Origin of the sequence: Streptomyces sp. NRRL F-5727, from assembly GCF_000719555.1 — a bacterium.
GTDB lineage: Bacteria > Actinomycetota > Actinomycetes > Streptomycetales > Streptomycetaceae > Streptomyces.
Genome location: NZ_JOGX01000045.1, coordinates 1 through 15,160 on the forward strand (window position 1 = coordinate 1; position 15,160 = coordinate 15,160).

At 75.4% G+C, this 15,160-nt stretch carries 16 protein-coding genes; 15 read left to right on the plus strand and 1 reads right to left on the minus strand.

Annotation, left to right across the window (positions count from 1 at the left end; translation table 11 throughout):
- From IF73_RS0126135 to IF73_RS41200, 15 genes are all read left to right on the plus strand, one after another.
- Positions 1-1,032 (plus strand): LLM class flavin-dependent oxidoreductase (locus IF73_RS0126135; RefSeq protein WP_324616105.1); only part of this gene is annotated, 1,032 nt, incomplete at its 5' end.
- Between the two features lie 113 nt (positions 1,033-1,145).
- Complete coding sequence (mpaB, locus tag IF73_RS0126140) at positions 1,146-2,219, plus strand: daptide biosynthesis RiPP recognition protein (protein WP_051717308.1); 1,074 nt, start codon at positions 1,146-1,148, stop codon at positions 2,217-2,219.
- On the plus strand, positions 2,219-3,061 hold the full coding sequence (gene mpaM / locus IF73_RS0126145) for a daptide-type RiPP biosynthesis methyltransferase (RefSeq protein WP_031012248.1): 843 nt from the start codon (positions 2,219-2,221) through the stop codon (positions 3,059-3,061). Before mpaB ends, mpaM begins: the two co-directional genes overlap by 1 nt.
- Positions 3,058-4,326: a daptide-type RiPP biosynthesis aminotransferase gene (gene mpaD, locus IF73_RS0126150; protein ID WP_031012250.1), complete on the plus strand. Its 1,269-nt coding sequence runs from the start codon at positions 3,058-3,060 to the stop codon at positions 4,324-4,326. The genes mpaM and mpaD overlap by 4 nt, the downstream gene beginning before the upstream one ends.
- A gap of 6 nt (positions 4,327-4,332) precedes the next feature.
- The gene (gene mpaC / locus IF73_RS0126155; protein ID WP_051717309.1) at positions 4,333-5,529 is read left to right on the plus strand and encodes a daptide-type RiPP biosynthesis dehydogenase; all 1,197 of its coding nucleotides are present in this window, start codon (positions 4,333-4,335) and stop codon (positions 5,527-5,529) included.
- 48 nt (positions 5,530-5,577) lie between these two features.
- Positions 5,578-5,733, plus strand: coding sequence for a daptide-type RiPP (locus IF73_RS41590; RefSeq protein WP_199806719.1), 156 nt, complete (start codon positions 5,578-5,580; stop codon positions 5,731-5,733).
- A 71-nt stretch (positions 5,734-5,804) separates the two neighbouring features.
- On the plus strand, positions 5,805-5,960 hold the full coding sequence (locus IF73_RS41595; RefSeq protein ID WP_189846800.1) for a daptide-type RiPP: 156 nt from the start codon (positions 5,805-5,807) through the stop codon (positions 5,958-5,960).
- A 52-nt stretch (positions 5,961-6,012) separates the two neighbouring features.
- Positions 6,013-6,174, plus strand: coding sequence for a daptide-type RiPP (locus tag IF73_RS41600; protein ID WP_199806720.1), 162 nt, complete (start codon positions 6,013-6,015; stop codon positions 6,172-6,174).
- A gap of 205 nt (positions 6,175-6,379) precedes the next feature.
- Positions 6,380-8,023 (plus strand): daptide biosynthesis intramembrane metalloprotease, encoded by a 1,644-nt coding sequence (gene mpaP / locus IF73_RS41195; protein ID WP_031012252.1) that lies wholly within the window; start codon positions 6,380-6,382, stop codon positions 8,021-8,023.
- Positions 8,024-8,039: 16 nt separating this feature from the next.
- Positions 8,040-10,559 carry a class III lanthionine synthetase LanKC gene (lanKC, locus tag IF73_RS0126180; protein ID WP_031012253.1) on the plus strand — a complete coding sequence of 840 codons (2,520 nt, stop codon included), beginning with the start codon at positions 8,040-8,042 and terminating at the stop codon, positions 10,557-10,559.
- The gene (locus IF73_RS0126185; RefSeq protein WP_031012255.1) at positions 10,559-11,827 is read left to right on the plus strand and encodes a YcaO-like family protein; all 1,269 of its coding nucleotides are present in this window, start codon (positions 10,559-10,561) and stop codon (positions 11,825-11,827) included. Before lanKC ends, IF73_RS0126185 begins: the two co-directional genes overlap by 1 nt.
- 46 nt (positions 11,828-11,873) lie before the next feature.
- Positions 11,874-12,758 carry an ABC transporter ATP-binding protein gene (locus tag IF73_RS0126190; protein ID WP_031012257.1) on the plus strand — a complete coding sequence of 295 codons (885 nt, stop codon included), beginning with the start codon at positions 11,874-11,876 and terminating at the stop codon, positions 12,756-12,758.
- Complete coding sequence (locus tag IF73_RS0126195; protein WP_051717311.1) at positions 12,755-14,014, plus strand: ABC transporter permease; 1,260 nt, start codon at positions 12,755-12,757, stop codon at positions 14,012-14,014. Before IF73_RS0126190 ends, IF73_RS0126195 begins: the two co-directional genes overlap by 4 nt.
- A gap of 79 nt (positions 14,015-14,093) precedes the next feature.
- Positions 14,094-14,282 (plus strand): hypothetical protein, encoded by a 189-nt coding sequence (locus IF73_RS0126200; RefSeq protein ID WP_031012261.1) that lies wholly within the window; start codon positions 14,094-14,096, stop codon positions 14,280-14,282.
- Between the two features lie 78 nt (positions 14,283-14,360).
- On the plus strand, positions 14,361-14,690 hold the full coding sequence (locus tag IF73_RS41200; protein WP_158822150.1) for a hypothetical protein: 330 nt from the start codon (positions 14,361-14,363) through the stop codon (positions 14,688-14,690).
- Here the strand turns inward: IF73_RS41200 and IF73_RS0126210 are convergent.
- Positions 14,687-15,145 (minus strand): S26 family signal peptidase, encoded by a 459-nt coding sequence (locus IF73_RS0126210; protein ID WP_051717313.1) that lies wholly within the window; start codon positions 15,143-15,145, stop codon positions 14,687-14,689. The two genes, IF73_RS41200 and IF73_RS0126210, sit on opposite strands and share 4 nt — an antisense overlap.
- Positions 15,146-15,160 lie beyond the last annotated feature (15 nt).

A 15,160-nucleotide genomic window follows, 5' to 3' on the forward strand; every position in this document is an offset into this window, starting at 1 on the left:
GCCCACCGCCCGCCGCCCGCCCCGCCGGACACCGACCGCAGGAGACCCGCCGCCATGACCGACTACTCCGTGCTCCTCCCCTGTGTGCCGCGCCGGCTGGAGCAGGCCCTCCCCTTCGCCGGACTGGTCCGGTGGACCGGAGCCGCCCGGCTCTGGCAGGGGCAGGCGATGGTGATGGAGCCGCACCAGACCTTCACCGGGATGGCCGGGGCCGGATTCCGGGTCCCGACGGGCTTCGGGGTCACGCTGATGCCGCTGCGCCACCCGTACGAGGCGGCGCTGCAGGCCCGGTCGGTGGCCCTGGCCACCGGGGAGCCGGTGATCGCGGGCTTCGGCCCCGGCTCGCCGGCCTTCCAGGCCAACATCCTGGGAGCGCCGTACGCCAAGCCGCTCCAGGTGGCGCGGGAGTACGTGACGGCGGTGCGGGGGCTGCTCGACGGCGAGACCGTGGAGGCCGCGGGCCCGCACTACACCTTCCGGGGGCAGCTCGCCCCCGCCGCGGCGCCCCGGGTCGACGTGGGCCTGGGGGTGCTGCGGCCGGGCATGGCGCGGCTGGCCGGCGAGGTCGCGGACGTCGTGATCACGTGGCTGACCCCGCCCTCGTACCTGCGGGACGTGATCCTGCCGGCGGTCGCCGAGGGAGCGGCCCGCGCGGGCCGGACCTCGCTGCCGCGGGTGGTGGCGATGGTGCCGACGGGGCTTGAGGCGGACGGGCGCGAGGGCGCCTCCCCGGAGCGGCTGGCCGTGGCCGGCAACGCCGCCCACATGCAGGCGCCGCACTATCTGGACATGCTCGGCCGGGCGGGTGTGGACGTGAGCTCGGGACAGCTCGCGGACGTGGCGCGCGGGGTGGTGGAGACCGGCGCGTTCGTCGGCGGCGACCTCGCGCAGGTCGTGAAGGGGCTGCGGGCGTACGAGGAGGCGGGGGTGGACGAGATCGTCCTCAACACCAGCGCCGTGCACAAGCTCTTCGGCTCCCGGGACTCGCTCTCCGACCTCTCCTCGATCCTCCAGGCCGTCACGGCCCCCTGACCCGACCCGACGGCCCGCCCTCCCCCCTCCCCTCCTCTTCTTCTTCCTCCTGAACCAGTGCCTCCCGGCGCCCAGCGGCAGACGGGACACGGACCGACGAAGGACTCTCTGGCATGGACACGACAGCTCTCTCGGACGCGGACACCGCCCGCCGCAGGCTCAAGCGGCACCTCATCTCCTGGGCCACCGGCACGCCGCTCGACCCGCCGGCCCCGGCACCCGCCACCGGCACCCACACCCTCGTCCTCGCCGACGCCGCCCACCTCGCCGCCGCCACCGCCGCCGGACTCGCCGGCCCCGACACCCTCGTCCTCGTCCCCGGACTCCCCGGCGAGGTACCGGACGGCGCCGCCGCCTACGACGGCAGCCTCACCGAGCCCGGCGGCGAGTTCTCCAACGGCCAGGACTTCTTCCTCCAGACCCACTCCTACGCCGCCAGCCCCTTCATGACGGTCTTCGGGCCCACAGTGGTCCGCGTCTTCGACGAGCACGATCACGCGGCCTTCCTCGCCGACGCCGACCGTGCCCTGACCGACGGCGTCTTCCCCGAGTTCCTCGTCACCTCCTCCGTCCTCCTCGCCGACCCCGACGCCCTCGGCGGCGGCCACGACCCGGCCGACGGCCCCGCCCTGCGGCTCTACGCCGACCCCGACGGCCGGGTCTCCCTCTCCCCCACCGGAGCGGTGCTCGGCACGGTCGACGACACCCTCGACACCCTCACCGCCCGCCACGCGGACCTCACCCACGGCGCCGCCGGCACCGGCCGCGCGCTGCCGCCCGGCACCCTCGCCTCGACCCGCGCCGACCGCCCCCACCTGCCCCGCTACCTCGCCGCGGTCACCGCCCTGCGCAGCCTCATGGCCCGCGGCGTCACCGGCCTGCGCGTCTCCGGCTTCGGCGCCCGGCTCACCCCCGGCCTCGCCGCGACCGGTGCCGCCGCCGACCTCACCGACCCCGGCCTGCCGATCGTCCTGCACCGCGCCGAGGAGGGGCGGGAGGAGGCGTACGCCGTCGCCGGCCACCGCCTCTTCGCCCTCGACGTCCGCGCCGCCCGGGCCCTGGAATGCCTCCTCGCCACCGGTGGCGACGCCGCCGGGCTCGTCCCCGCCGAGGACCTCGCCCGGACCGTCGCGCTCCTCGACCGACACGGCGTCGACCTGCGCCTGCCCCTCCCGGCGGCCGCGTGATGACCACCGCCACAGCACCCACCACCGCCACCACCGACACGGCCCCCGGCGCCACCACGACCCTCGCCGCCCGCCGCGTCGCCGAACTCGGCGCACGGGCCCGCCACTGCGGCCTCTACGACCGCCTCGGCGCCCCCCTCTACCAGGACCTCGCCACCTACGACGACCCCGAGACCCGCGCCCTGCTCTCCGGTGTCCGCACCGCGCCCGGCCCGGTCCTCGACCTGGCCGCCGGAGCCGGCCGCTTCACCCTCCCGCTGCTCGCCGGCGGACGCGAGGTCACCGCCCTCGACCTCTCCGCCGACATGCTGGACCTGCTCCGCGCCGCACTCGACCGGGCACCCGCCTCGATGCGCTCCCGCTGCACCGTCGTCCAGGGCGACATGTCCGCCTTCGCGCTCGGCCGCCGCTTCCCGCACATCCTGCTCGGCACCACCTCGCTCTCCCTGCTCGACGCCGACGGCCGCGCCGGCCTGTACCGCTCCGTGCTCGACCACCTCGCCGACGGCGGCCGCTTCCGGCTCACCGCCCTGGAGCGCGGCGACGACGACGGCCCCGACGAGACGGCCGTCCGCGTCACCGGCGCCGGCGGCACCGCCTACGAGCTGTACGAGCACTGGCCGGCCGGCGCCGACAGCCGCTCCGTCACCCTGCTCCCCGCCGACCCGCCCGCCGACGACAGCCCCGTCACCGTCTGCACCGACCGGGTGGCCGTGATCGGCCTGGACGTCCTGGAGGCCGAACTCGCCGCCGCCGGACTGACCGTCCTGACCCGCGAACTCCTCACCCCGCCCGGCGAGCGTCACCGCGTGACGCTCCTGACCACGGAAGCCACCCGATGACCGCGCTCTGGCCCTACCTCATCCCGCCCTCCAGCCACGGCGACGACCGGCTCTGCGCGACCCGCGCCGAAGGCCACCGCGTCACCTTCGCGGACGGCAGCACCGTCCTGGACGCCGACAGCGGCCTGTGGAACGCCAACCTCGGCTACGGCAACGAGCGCATCGCCCAGGCCATCGCCGAAGCCGCCCGGAACGCCTCCTACCTCGGCTCCTTCCGCTTCGAGAACGTCTACGCCCGCCGCGCCGCCGAAGACCTCGTCCGCGTCTGCGGCCCCGACCACTACGGCAAGGTCCTCTTCTCCACCGGCGGCGGCGTCGCCAACGACGCGGTCATGAAGCTCGCCCGGCTCTACCACGCCCTCCGGGGCGAACCCGGCCGCAACCTGGTCGTCGCCCTCCGCGGCAGCTTCCACGGCCTCACCTTCGGCGGCTTCGCCCTCACCGGCGAGGACCTCGGCCAGCGGGTGTACGGCGTCGACCAGCGGCTCATCCGCCACGTCGGCCCCAACGACACCGCCGAACTGGAACGGCTCATGGCCGCCCTCGGCCGGCAGGTCGCCGCCGTGGTCGTGGAACCCGTCGTCGGCACCGGCACCGTCCCCCTCGACGAGGAGTACGTCGCCGCCCTCGGCCGGCTCCGCGACGAGCACGGCTTCCTCCTGGTCGCCGACGAGGTCGCCACCGGCTTCGGCCGCACCGGAAGCTACTTCGCCTCCGAGAGCTGGCCCGGCCGCCCCGACGTCCTCGTCACCTCCAAGGGCCTCACCAACGGCGCCTGCCCCGCCTCCGCCCTCGTCGTCGCCCACCGCGTGACCCGGGCCCTCGAAGAGCACGACACCACCTTCGCCCACGCCGAGACCCAGGGCGCCACCGCCCTCGCCTGCGCCGCCGTCAGCGCCACCATCGCCGAGATGGAACGGCTCGACGCCGTCGCCGCCGGCCGGAACGTCGCCGCCTGGCTCCAGCAGGGCCTCACCGACCTCGTCGACCGCCACCCGCTCGCCACCGGCGCCACCGGCACCGGCTGCTTCCGCACCCTGCGCCTCGCCCACCCCGACGGCACCCCGCTCACCGGCGCCGACGTCGCCACGCTCGTCACCCGGATCCGCGAGGCGGGCGCCATCGTCCACCCCGGCCCCTCCGGCGTCCAGCTCGTCCCCGCCCTCACGTACTCCCGCGACGAGGTCGCCGAGCTCATGACCTGCGTCGAAGCGGGACTCGACAGCCTGCTGCCGGCCGTCGCCGGCGCCGCCCCGAGGAGCTGACCCGCCATGGCCCCCGCCCCCGTCCTCGACACCTACGACCAGCTCCCCGGACTCCTGCGCGAGCTGCGCCCCACCGGAGCGACCCTCCTCGCCGACCCCGCGGTGGACGGCCTGCCCGTCACCCGCCGGGTCCTCGACGGAATCGCCCGCGCCGGGATCACGCCCACCCGGGCGCTCACCCCGGCCGACGGCGGCCTCCCCGCCGTCGAGGCGCTCGCCGCCCGGCTCACCCCCGGCGAACTGATCATCGGCGTCGGCGGGGGATCCACCCTCGACCTGGCCAAACTCGCCGCCGCGGTGAGCAGCCGGCCCGACCTCCTGCCCTACCTCACCGCCGGACAGCGCAGCGGCCTCATCGCCCTGCCGCACGGCTGGGGAGACCACGCCCACGTCCTCGCCGTGCCGACCACCCTCGGCACCGGCACCGAGGCCGGACCCGTCGCCTGCTTCCCGTACCACGGCGGCAAGCGCCTGGCGATGGGCGAATGCCTCCGGCCCCGCGCGATCCTCCGGACCGCCGAGGCCACCGAGACCCTGCCCGGGCCGCTCCTCATGGACGGCGCCCTCGAAGCCCTCTTCCGGGCCGTCATGCCCTACAGCAGCGACACCCTCGACCTGCCCGAACAGGACGCCGCCGTCGAGGAGCTGGCCGGGGAGCTGCTCGCCGCCGGCGACGAACTCGCCCGGCACGTCACCCGCGGCCTGCCCGCCCCCGCGACCGCCCGGCTCCGGGTCGCCGCGCTCAGCGCCGAGAGCCAGCTCGGGCACATCAACACCGGCCGCAGCCCGTACGCCGTGAAGACCTGGGCCGTCGCCAACGAACTCTCCACCGCCCTCGGCCTCGCCAAGATGCGCGCCATCGCCGCCGTCTGGCCGGTCGTGTGGCAGCGGGCCCTCGACGGGGACCTCCGCTTCGGCAGCGCCGCCCGCGTCCACCGCCTGTGGACCCGGCTCGGCCACCGGCACCCCTGGCTCGCCCCCGACCCCGTGGACGGCCTGCACCGCCTGATGCACCGCTGGCAGGTCGACCGCACCGTACGCCTCGCACCCGACCTGCGCCGCACCGTCGCCCTGCGCAGCATCCGGGCCTGGGGCGCCGGACTGCCCACCCTCAGCGGGTTGAGCGCCGACGACGTCGCCGCGCTCCTCACCGAGGCCACCCGGCCCCACCCAGAGCTCCTCCCGGCAGGCGTCAGCGCCTGACCCGGAGGTGAAACAGCACCACCCACACCACTCATCAAGGAGACAGACATGAACGACAAGCAGATCGCCCTCGACACCAACGCCGCCGAGCTCGTCGAGCTGGAGATGCAGGAGCTCGAGGCCATGCACGCCCCGGGCTGGGCCACCAACGTCGGCGTCTCCGTCGGCATCTCGATCGTCTCCGTCGCCTGGAGCCTCACCTGATCGAGCCGGCCGCCGGCCGACCGCACCACCCCCACCCACCCACAGCAGAACCCACCTCAGGAGAAACAGAGATGAACGAGAACCAGGACATCACCGCCGCTGCCGCCCCCGAGCTCGTCGAGCTGGAGATGCAGGAGCTGGAGGCCCTGGAGGCCCCGGGCTGGGGCACCTGGAGCGTCGCCTTCTCGACCGGCGTGTCGGTCGGCGTCTCCATCACCCTCACCTGATCCACCCCCGCACCACCGAAAGACCCACCAACTCACCCAAGGAGCACCAGACATGAGCGACAAGCAGATCACCCTCGACACCGCCGCCGCCCCCGAGCTCGTCGAGCTGGAGATGCAGGAGCTGGAGACCCTGGAGTCCCCCGGCTTCTGGACCGGAGTCTCCGTCGGCGTCGGCATCTCCGCCTCGGTCGCCACCTCCATCACCCTCACCTGAGCGTCGAGGAACCGAGCACGACACCGGCGAGCGCACTGACGCGGTGGGAGACGGCGTGACCGACTCCCCGCCGCACCTCGGAACCCCACTCGGGTGACGACCGAGGATCTGCGGTGGTCCGGCCGGCCCCCGGTCCGGCCGGACCACCGCAAGGGTGTCGCACGCTCCTCCCCCTGCCCGCCGCCGCCTCGACAAGGAAACTCCCGTGAGCGCTGTCACGAGTCCCCCCGCCCCCACTCTCCCGGCACACGCGAAGCGCCCTCGCCTCGCCCCGAGCGCCGAGGTCCACTCGCCCGCCGACGGACAGGGCGAATGGGTCCTCCAGCACGGCGCCCGCTACGTCCGCATCACCCCGCACATCGCCCGGCTCGTCCAGGAGTTCGACGGCGAGCGCGACCACGAGGCCCTCGCGGCCCGGCTCGGCGGCGTCTGGAGCGCCGAGAACGTGGGCAGCGCCGTCACCCGCCTCGACACCCTGCGCCTCCTCGACGACGGCGAGACGCCCGCCCCGCCCGTCGCCCCCCGCTTCCAGCTCGTCCCCCCGATGACCCTCCAGCTCACGCTGCTGCGCCCGGGGAAGACCATGCAGGCCATGCGGCCGTTCTTCGCCCGCCTCTTCTCCCGCGGGGCGATGGCCGTCGCCGCCCTCGGCATCCTGCTCGGCATGGGCGCGATGGCCGCCCAGTGGGACGCCGTCGTCGCCACCCTGAACAGCCCGCTCTCCGCCGCCGCCTTCACCGGCGTCCTGATCGCCCTGCTGATCGGCGTCTCGATCCACGAGCTCGGCCACGCGGCGGTCCTCATCCGCTACGGCGGACGCCCGTCCCGCATCGGCGTCATGCTCTTCTACCTGATGCCGGCGTTCTTCTGCGACGTCTCCGACGCCTGGCGGCTCCCGGACCGCAGGCAGCGCGTCCACACCGCGCTCGCCGGCCCCGCCGTCCAGACCTCGCTCGCCGCCGTCTCCGCCTTCGCCGCCTGGCCGCTGGCCGACGGCACCGCCAGGACCTGCCTGCTCTTCTTCGCCGTCTCCAGCTACGCCACCGCCCTGCTGAACCTGACGCCCTTCATCAAGCTCGACGGCTACATCGCCCTGATGAGCCACGTGGACGTCCCCTTCCTCCGCGACCGCTCGATGACCGACGCCCGACGGTGGCTCGCCCGGACCCTCTTCGGCGGCACGTACGAGCGGGAACTGCCCACCCGCTGGACGATCGTCTACGGCCTCGCCTGCCTCGCCTTCCCCCTGTACTTCCTCACCGCCGCCCTCCAGACCTGGCTCGGCACCCTCCAGCGCGTCGGCTGGGTCGGCCTCCTCCTCGCCGCCACCGGCCTCTCCTACGCCCTGTGGATCCTGATCCGCGGCGCCCTGCGGCTCTCCGCCGAGGTCAGGGCGGCCGGCGTCCGCCGCGGCCGCGTCCTCGCCGTCTGCGCCCTGCTCGCCGCGGCCGCCGGCGGCGCCCTGTTCCTGCCGGTCCAGCAGACCGTCTCCGCCGCGTACGTCACCGACGCCGGCGGCGCGACCCGCCTCGTCCTCCCCGAGGGCGACGCGGCCGAGCTCGTACGGGCCGGACAGCGGGTGACGCTGAAGACCAACGGCCTGGTCCTCAACGACACCGTCGGCACCGCCCGGATCGGGGCGGCGCCCGCCGCCGCCACCCAGGTCCCCGTCTCCACCTACTTCCCGGTGGACCTCGGCGGCGCCGTGGGCATGGACTCGACCGCCTTCCCCCTCGACCTCGCCCGCGCGCCGTCGCCGGCCTCCGGAACCGCCGAGGTGGAGGTGGGCCGGGTGCCGCTGTGGACCTCGCTCCACCGCACCTACGTCCTGCCCTTCCTGCCCTTCTGATCCCCCTGGAGACACCGTGCTCGACACCCGGTTCATCAACTTCTGCCGCGCGGACACCCTCTTCTACGACGCGCCCGCCACCGAGTCCGCCGGCCAGGACTTCCGCGAGGGCCGCCCGCTCCCCGAGGGGTGGACCGCCACCCGCGGCCAGGAATGGACGGTCTGCGTCCCACCGGACTCCCGGACACCCGACCAGGGCTGGAAGATCCACGTCGCGGCCTCCCCCGGCAACGCCGCCGAACTCCTCGACGCCGTCGTCCCCTACTGCCTCGAGCACCGGCTGATGTTCAAGTACATCTCCGACCCGGAGACCCTCGGCCGGCGCGGCAGCAAGTACGGCGACCGCAGCGCCAGCGGCAAGTTCATCACCCTCTACCCGGTCGACGAGACCGAACTGGAGAAGGCGCTGAACGACCTGGAGGAGCTGGTCGGCGGCACCCCCGCCCCCTCGATCCTCAGCGACCTGCGCTGGCGCGAGGGCCCCCTCCACGTCCGCTACGGCGGCTTCGTCCTCAAGACCACCCGCCTCAAGGACGGCACCCTCGCCCCCGCCATCACCACCCCCGACGGGGAGCTCGTCCCCGACGAGCGGCGGCCCGGCTTCCACCCGCCGGCCTGGGTCGAGATCCCGCCCTTCCTCCAGGCCGCCCTCGCCGAACGGCGCGCCCGCACCCTCGCCGACTTCCCCTTCCGCGTCTACAAGGCCCTCCACTTCTCCAACGGCGGCGGCGTCTACCGGGCGGTCGACAAGCGCGACGGCGCCGAGGTCCTCCTCAAGGAGGCCCGCCCGCTGGCCGGCCTCGACGCGGCCGGCGACGACGCCGTCACCCGCCTCGAACGCGAGCACTGGGCACTCTCCCGCCTCGAAGGGCTCCCCTCCGTCCCCGCCCTCCGCGACGTCCGCCGCGGCAACGAACACCACTTCCTCGCCCGCGACTACGTGGAGGGCACCCCGCTCACCGAGCTGGTCCGCACCCGCCACCCCTACGGCTCCACCGACAACTCCGCCCGCGCCCGCGCCGAGTACACCGCCTGGGCGCTGCACATCCTCGACCAGGTCGCCGCCGGCATCGACGCCATGCACGAGCGGGGCGTCGTCTTCGGCGACCTGCACCCCGGCAACATCCTCGTCGGCGAGGACGACACCGTCGCCTTCATCGACCTGGAGACCGCCACCCCCACCGAGGAGGAGCGGCCGCAGGCCATGGGCTCCCTCGGCTTCCGCGCCCCCGACCACCTGCGCGGCAAGGCCGTCGACCTGTTCGCCCTCGACGTGCTGCGGCTGACCCTCTTCGTGCCGATGCCGCACGTCGTCCCGTGGGGCACCGAGAAGATACGCACCCTCCTCGACGCCGCCGTCCGCGACTTCCCGCTCCCCGCCGCCTTCGTGGAGCAGATCCGGCGCGGCCTCGGCGACGACGTCCTCGGCGCCCGCACCGACTACGGCGTGACCTGGCCGGCCGGCGCCCGCGACACCGTCCTCACCTCGGCGATCGCCGCGTCCATCCTCGACGCGGCCACCCCCGGCCGGGACGACCGGCTCTACCCCGGCGACGTCATGCAGTTCGTCCTCGCCGACGGCGGCGTCACCTTCGCCTACGGCGCGGCCGGCGTGCTCTGGGCGCTGCACCGGGCCGGCGCCGAGGTGCCCGCCGCGCACGTCGACTGGCTGCTGCGCAAGGCCGGGACGGCGACCGGCGAGGGCCCCGGGCTCTTCACCGGCCTCTCCGGCATCGCGTACGTCCTGGACGGACTCGGTCACCGCGACACCGCGGACACGGTGCTCGACCGCGCCTTCGCCCTCGCCCAGGCCGATCCCAACGTCGGGTCGACCGTCGCCAACGGCCTCGCCGGCCTCGGCCTCGCCGCCCTGCACCGGGCGGGCGCCGACGGCGGCGACCGGTACCTCGGGAAGGCCGCGGAGCTCGCCGCCCGGCTCCCCGACACCCCGGCCCCGAACCGCGTCGGACTGCTCAACGGCCGCTGCGGGCACGCCCTGTTCCTGATCCGGCTGTACGAGACCACCGGCGACGCCCGCCTCCTGGACCGGGCCGTGGACGAACTCCGCGGCGACCTGGACCTCCTTGAGGACCCGCGCTTCGACGAGCGCTTCCTCACCTCCGGACTCGACGGCTCGGCCGGCATCGCCGTCGCGCTGCGCGCCGCCCTGCCGCACCGGCCCGGCGACGCACGGCTGCGGGCCGCCGCGGACCGGCTGCTCGCGGTGCGCCGCGGCGGCTTCTCCACCCCGTGCGGGCTGCTGCACGGCCGGGCCGGCGAGATCCTGGCGCTCGCCGAGGGCACCCGCCCCAGCGAGCGGCACGTCCTCGACGCCCACCTCGACGCGCTCGGCTGGGAGGCCATCGCCTCGGAGCCCGGCCGGGTCGACTTCCTCGGCCAGTACGGCTACCGGCTCTCCACCGACCTCGGCACCGGCTCGGCCGGCGTCCTGCTCGCCCTGACCGCCCTGCGCGACGGCCGCCCGGCGCTGCCGTTCCTCTCCCCGGCGGTGCCCGCACCCCTGGCGGTGGCGTGATGATCGACGTCCCGGCCACCCTGGCCCCCGCCACCGGCGTCGCCCTGCGCTACGCGGTGAGCCCGCCGCACGCGGGCGACCCGCTGTGGAGCAGCGCCGTGGAACTCCCGCCGGTCGACGCCGACTTCGTACGCGACGGGGCCGACGTGCCGCTGTCGGCGCGGTTCGCCGGCGCCAGCGGCCCGTCCCGCACGGACGCGCTGCTGCGCGGGGCGGGCGAGGCCGTCGAGCGCCGGGCCCTGCACCCCTCGGCGGCGCTCCCGGCCCGCCGGGGCACCGCGGCCGAGCTGGGCGCGCTCACCCTGGACGCGTACCACCCCGGTCACGCCCTGGCCCACCCCGACGCGGCGACCGCCGTCCTGGAGTGGCACGAGGCCCGCGCCCTGGACACGGACGCCACCGTCCTCGTCCCCGCGGACCTGGTCAACTGGCCGGCCCGGAACGACGTCCTCTTCGACCCGAGCCCCTCCGGGGCGGCGGCCGGCGCCGGTCCCGACGCCGCGCTCGGCGCGGCCCTGGTCGAGGTGGCCGAGCGCGACGCCCTCACCGTCGCCTGGGGCCGGCAGCTGCGGCTGCCGACCCACACCCCGGCGCCGGAGGACACCCGGCTGCGGGCCGTGTGGCAGCAGGCCGAGGCGGAGGGGCTGCGGCCCGTCCTCGCCCGGATCCCGGTCGCCGCGACCGGCCTGTGGTGCATGACGGCCCTGCTGATCGAGCCCGACGCGCCCGGGGACACCGTACCGCTCGCCGCCGTCGGCATGAAGGCGTCGACCCGCCCGGCCGAGGCCGCCGTCAAGGCGTTCCAGGAGGCCCGGCAGGTGCGGGCCGCGCTGCGGGCGCTGCGCGCGCAAGGAGAGACCGGGCCGCGCGGACCGCTCGTCGTCACCGAGCACGACCGGCTCTGCCACATGCTGACCCGGCGGTCGTACGACGCGGTGCGCGCCTGGGCGGACGGCTTCCAGGAGCCCGTCCCGCTGCCCGGCCCGTCCGCCGCCCCGCCGCTGCCGGTACGGGAGTTGACGGAGTCCATGAACGCCGACGGCGCCGCGCTGCTCGCCGTCGACCTCACGCCCCGGCTGCCGGCCCCCGTCGCCGCCATGGGGTGGAAGGTCATGAAGGTGCTGGCCCCCGGGTACCAGAATCTCCGCATGGACGAGACGCACCGGTGGAGCTGGCACCTCCCGCGGCTGGCCTCGGCGCCGGACCGCACCGGCTGCCCCGCCCGGCTCGACGACCCCCGTGACGCCGCCCCGCACCCCCTGCCCTGACCCGCCCCGACCGCCCGCCCGCCCATGGATCCGAAGGAAGACTGAGATGCTGGAACTGGAAGAACTCGTACGCGACTTCGGGGGTCACCGCGCCGTCGACCGGGTGTCCTTCCGGGTCGCGGAAGGCCGGATGACCGGCTTCGTCGGCGGGAACGGGGCGGGCAAGACCACGACCATGCGCATGATCATGGGCGTGCTCGCCTCGAACGGCGGCACCGTCCGCTGGCAGGGCTCCCCGGCCACCGCCGAGGACCGCCGCGACTTCGGCTACATGCCGGAGGAGCGCGGCCTGTACCCGAAGCAGACCGTCCACAGCCAGCTCGTCTACCTGGCCCGGCTGCGCGGCCAGTCCACCGCCGACGCCCGCCGCGAGACCCTGGAGCTCCTGGAGCGCCTCGGCCTCGCCGAGAAGGCCCAGGCCCGCCTGGAGTCGCTCTCCCTCGGCAACCAGCAGCGGGTGCAGATCGCGGCGGCGCTGCTGGGCAGCCCCCGGCTGCTCGTCCTCGACGAGCCGTTCTCCGGCCTCGACCCGCACGCCGTCGACACGATGGCGGAGCTCCTGCGGGAGTACGCGGCGGCCGGCGTCCCGGTCCTCTTCTCCTCGCACCAGCTCGACCTGGTGGAGCGGCTCTGCGACGACCTGGTCGTCATGGCGAAGGGCCGGGTCGTCGGCAAGGGCACCGCCGACGAGCTGCGTCACCGCGAGCGCCCCCGCTACCTGCTGGTCACCGGCGCCCCCGCCGGCTGGACCCGCGGCCTGCCCGGCGTCACCGACGTCGAGGAACTCCCCGACGGCGCCCGGGTCGAGCTGGCCGCCGACGCGGACCCCGGCCGGCTCCTCACCGAGGCCCTCGCCCGGGGCCCCGTGCACGCCTTCACCCCCCTCGTCCCCAGCATCGCCGACATCTACCGGGAGATGACCGCCGCATGAGCACCGTGACCCAGTCCCCCGCACCGCGGACCGAGCCGGCGGCCGCCCCCGTACGCCCCGAGCCCGCCACGCCCGCCACGTCCCCCGCGCGCACGGCTCCCTGGCGGATCGTCACCGCCCGCGAGATCCAGGTGAAGCTGACCAACCGCGGCTTCCTGCTCTCCACCCTCGTCACGCTCGCCCTGATCGTCGGCGCCATCGGCCTCCAGCTCTACCTGGCCGACGCGATGGGGAAGATCACCGTCGCCGTCGCCGAGCAGCCGGCCGGCCGGCTGGCCGACCAGGGCGAGGCGCTGGCCGTCGGCGCCGGCCAGGACGTGGAGATCACCGTCCGCCAGGAGGCGTCCGCCGAGCAGGTCCGGGCGACCGTCCGGGCCGGCGAGGCCGAGGCCGGCCTGATCCGGGAGGACGGCCGCTGGGTCCTCCTCGGCGACACCGGGCAGAACGACATCGCCGCCACCTGGATCGGCGCCGCCGTCCAGCAGAACGCGCTCGCCGAGAACGCCGCGGCCGCCGGCACCAGCCTGGAGGCCCTCGGCAAGGACACCGCCCTGGAGCGGGTGCTGCTGTCGCCGGACAAGACGCCCGAGGGCCCGGTCCGGATGACCACGTACTTCTTCGGCTTCCTCTTCTACCTGGCGGCCGTGCTGCTCGGCGCCGCCCTCGCCACCAGCGTCGTCGAGGAGAAGCAGAACCGGATCGTCGAGCTGATCGCCAGCTCCGTGCCCGTCCGCTCGCTGCTGATCGGCAAGATCGTCGGCTCGACGGTCCTCGCGCTCGCCCAGATGACCCTCTTCAGCCTGGTCGGCGTCGCGGGCCTGCTCTTCACCGGCGAGAAGAAGCTGCTGGCCGACATCGGCTCCGGCCTCGGCTGGTTCCTCGTCTTCTACGTGGTCGGGATCGCCGTCCTCGCCTGCCTGTTCGCCGCGGCCGGCGCGCTCGCCACCCGTACCGAGGACATCCAGTCCACCACCACCCCGGTCAACGCGATCACGGCGCTCGTCTTCATCGTCGGCGTCACCGTATCCGGCCCCACCCGGGAGATCCTCTCCTTCGTCCCGCTGACCTCGACGGTCACCATGCCGGCCCGGGTCCTCGCCGGCGAGGCCGCCTGGTGGGAGCCGGTCGTGGCGCTCGGCCTGTCCCTGGCGGCGGCCGCAGCCATCGTCACGGTGAGCGCGCGGGTCTACCGCCGGGCGCTCCTCCAGACCGACCGCAAGCTCTCCTTCGGCCAGGCGCTGAAGCTCACGGACTGACCGCCCGATCCCGGCTCCGGCCGCCGTGCGGCGGCCGGAGCCACCCCCCCCTCACAGGAATCGAAGGAAAGGAACCCCCATGTCCTCCTCCACCGCCACCTCCAGCCGCACCCTCCTCGCCGCCCTGCTCGCCGCCCTGGCGATCGCCGAGGTCGTCGTCGTGACCGGCGACGCCTCCGACGGCGTCCGCTACGGCGGCGGCGCGGTCCTCGCGGTGGCCATCCTGGCCGTCGTGTACCGCCTCTCCAAGGGCTCCTCCGCCCGCTGACGCGTCCCCCCGCCCCGCTCCCCGGACCGGCCGCCCCCTTCACGGCCGGTCCGGGGCAGCCCTGTCCCGGAGCCGACCATGCACCCGTTAGCACCCTTCCGACAGCTGGCCCAGGTGGCCCTCGTGGGCCCGGCCGGAGCGCCGCCCGCGCTCGCGGCGATCCGCTTCCTCGCCCTCCTCCCGGCGGGCTGGGAGGCGACCCTCACCGGCTGCGACGAGACCGCGGCCCTGCTGCGCCTCTCGGCCCCCGCCGCGACGACCCCGGCCGAGGCGACGACCGCCCTCGCCGCCCTCCTCGCCGACCCGGCCCTCGCCGGCTGGCGGTTGACCCTCCCGGACGACGGCATGCCCGAGGGGCGGCACCCGCACGACGCGGGTACCGCCCCTCGGGCCGGCCGTCCCGGCTAGGCCGCCGCGTCGAGGACGACGCCGACGACGCTGGACACCGGCAGCAGCCCCCAGTAGCGGGAGTCCGTGCTGAAGGCCGGGTTGTCGCCGAGCAGGGCGATCCGGCCCGGCGGGACGAGCGCGCCCTCCGCGACCCCGGCGGCCTCGCACACCTCGGGCGGGACCGGCTCCCCGGCCAGCGCGGCGACCCGCTTCACCACGAGCGGCGGCCGGGCCGCCGGGTCCGCGCCCCGGCGGGGCCGGACCAGACCCTCGGGCGGGGCGACGACGACGATCCGGCCGGTACGCAGCCGGGCCGCGCCCGTCCGGACGACGAGGACCCGCTGCCCGTCCCGCAGCGCCGGCATCATGCTCGGCCCGTTGATCCGCAGCCGGGAGAGGAAGCGGCGCAGCACCACCAGGAGCAGGGCGAGGCCGGCGGCGACGCCCAGGATCACGTACACGTACCCGTCCATGTCGACGGCCCTCCC

What these genes read in the sequence shown, in the direction of transcription:
- mpaB (WP_051717308.1), top strand. Translation starts at nt 1,146, where the DNA reads ATGGACACGACAGCTCTCTCGGACGCGGACACCGCCCGCCGCAGGCTC.
- mpaM (WP_031012248.1), top strand. Translation starts at nt 2,219, where the DNA reads ATGACCACCGCCACAGCACCCACCACCGCCACCACCGACACGGCCCCC.
- mpaD (WP_031012250.1), top strand. Translation starts at nt 3,058, where the DNA reads ATGACCGCGCTCTGGCCCTACCTCATCCCGCCCTCCAGCCACGGCGAC.
- mpaC (WP_051717309.1), top strand. Translation starts at nt 4,333, where the DNA reads ATGGCCCCCGCCCCCGTCCTCGACACCTACGACCAGCTCCCCGGACTC.
- IF73_RS41590 (WP_199806719.1), top strand. Translation starts at nt 5,578, where the DNA reads ATGAACGACAAGCAGATCGCCCTCGACACCAACGCCGCCGAGCTCGTC.
- IF73_RS41595 (WP_189846800.1), top strand. Translation starts at nt 5,805, where the DNA reads ATGAACGAGAACCAGGACATCACCGCCGCTGCCGCCCCCGAGCTCGTC.
- IF73_RS41600 (WP_199806720.1), top strand. Translation starts at nt 6,013, where the DNA reads ATGAGCGACAAGCAGATCACCCTCGACACCGCCGCCGCCCCCGAGCTC.
- IF73_RS0126185 (WP_031012255.1), top strand. Translation starts at nt 10,559, where the DNA reads ATGATCGACGTCCCGGCCACCCTGGCCCCCGCCACCGGCGTCGCCCTG.
- IF73_RS0126190 (WP_031012257.1), top strand. Translation starts at nt 11,874, where the DNA reads ATGCTGGAACTGGAAGAACTCGTACGCGACTTCGGGGGTCACCGCGCC.
- IF73_RS0126195 (WP_051717311.1), top strand. Translation starts at nt 12,755, where the DNA reads ATGAGCACCGTGACCCAGTCCCCCGCACCGCGGACCGAGCCGGCGGCC.
- IF73_RS0126200 (WP_031012261.1), top strand. Translation starts at nt 14,094, where the DNA reads ATGTCCTCCTCCACCGCCACCTCCAGCCGCACCCTCCTCGCCGCCCTG.
- IF73_RS41200 (WP_158822150.1), top strand. Translation starts at nt 14,361, where the DNA reads ATGCACCCGTTAGCACCCTTCCGACAGCTGGCCCAGGTGGCCCTCGTG.
- IF73_RS0126210 (WP_051717313.1), bottom strand. Translation starts at nt 15,145, where the DNA reads ATGGACGGGTACGTGTACGTGATCCTGGGCGTCGCCGCCGGCCTCGCC.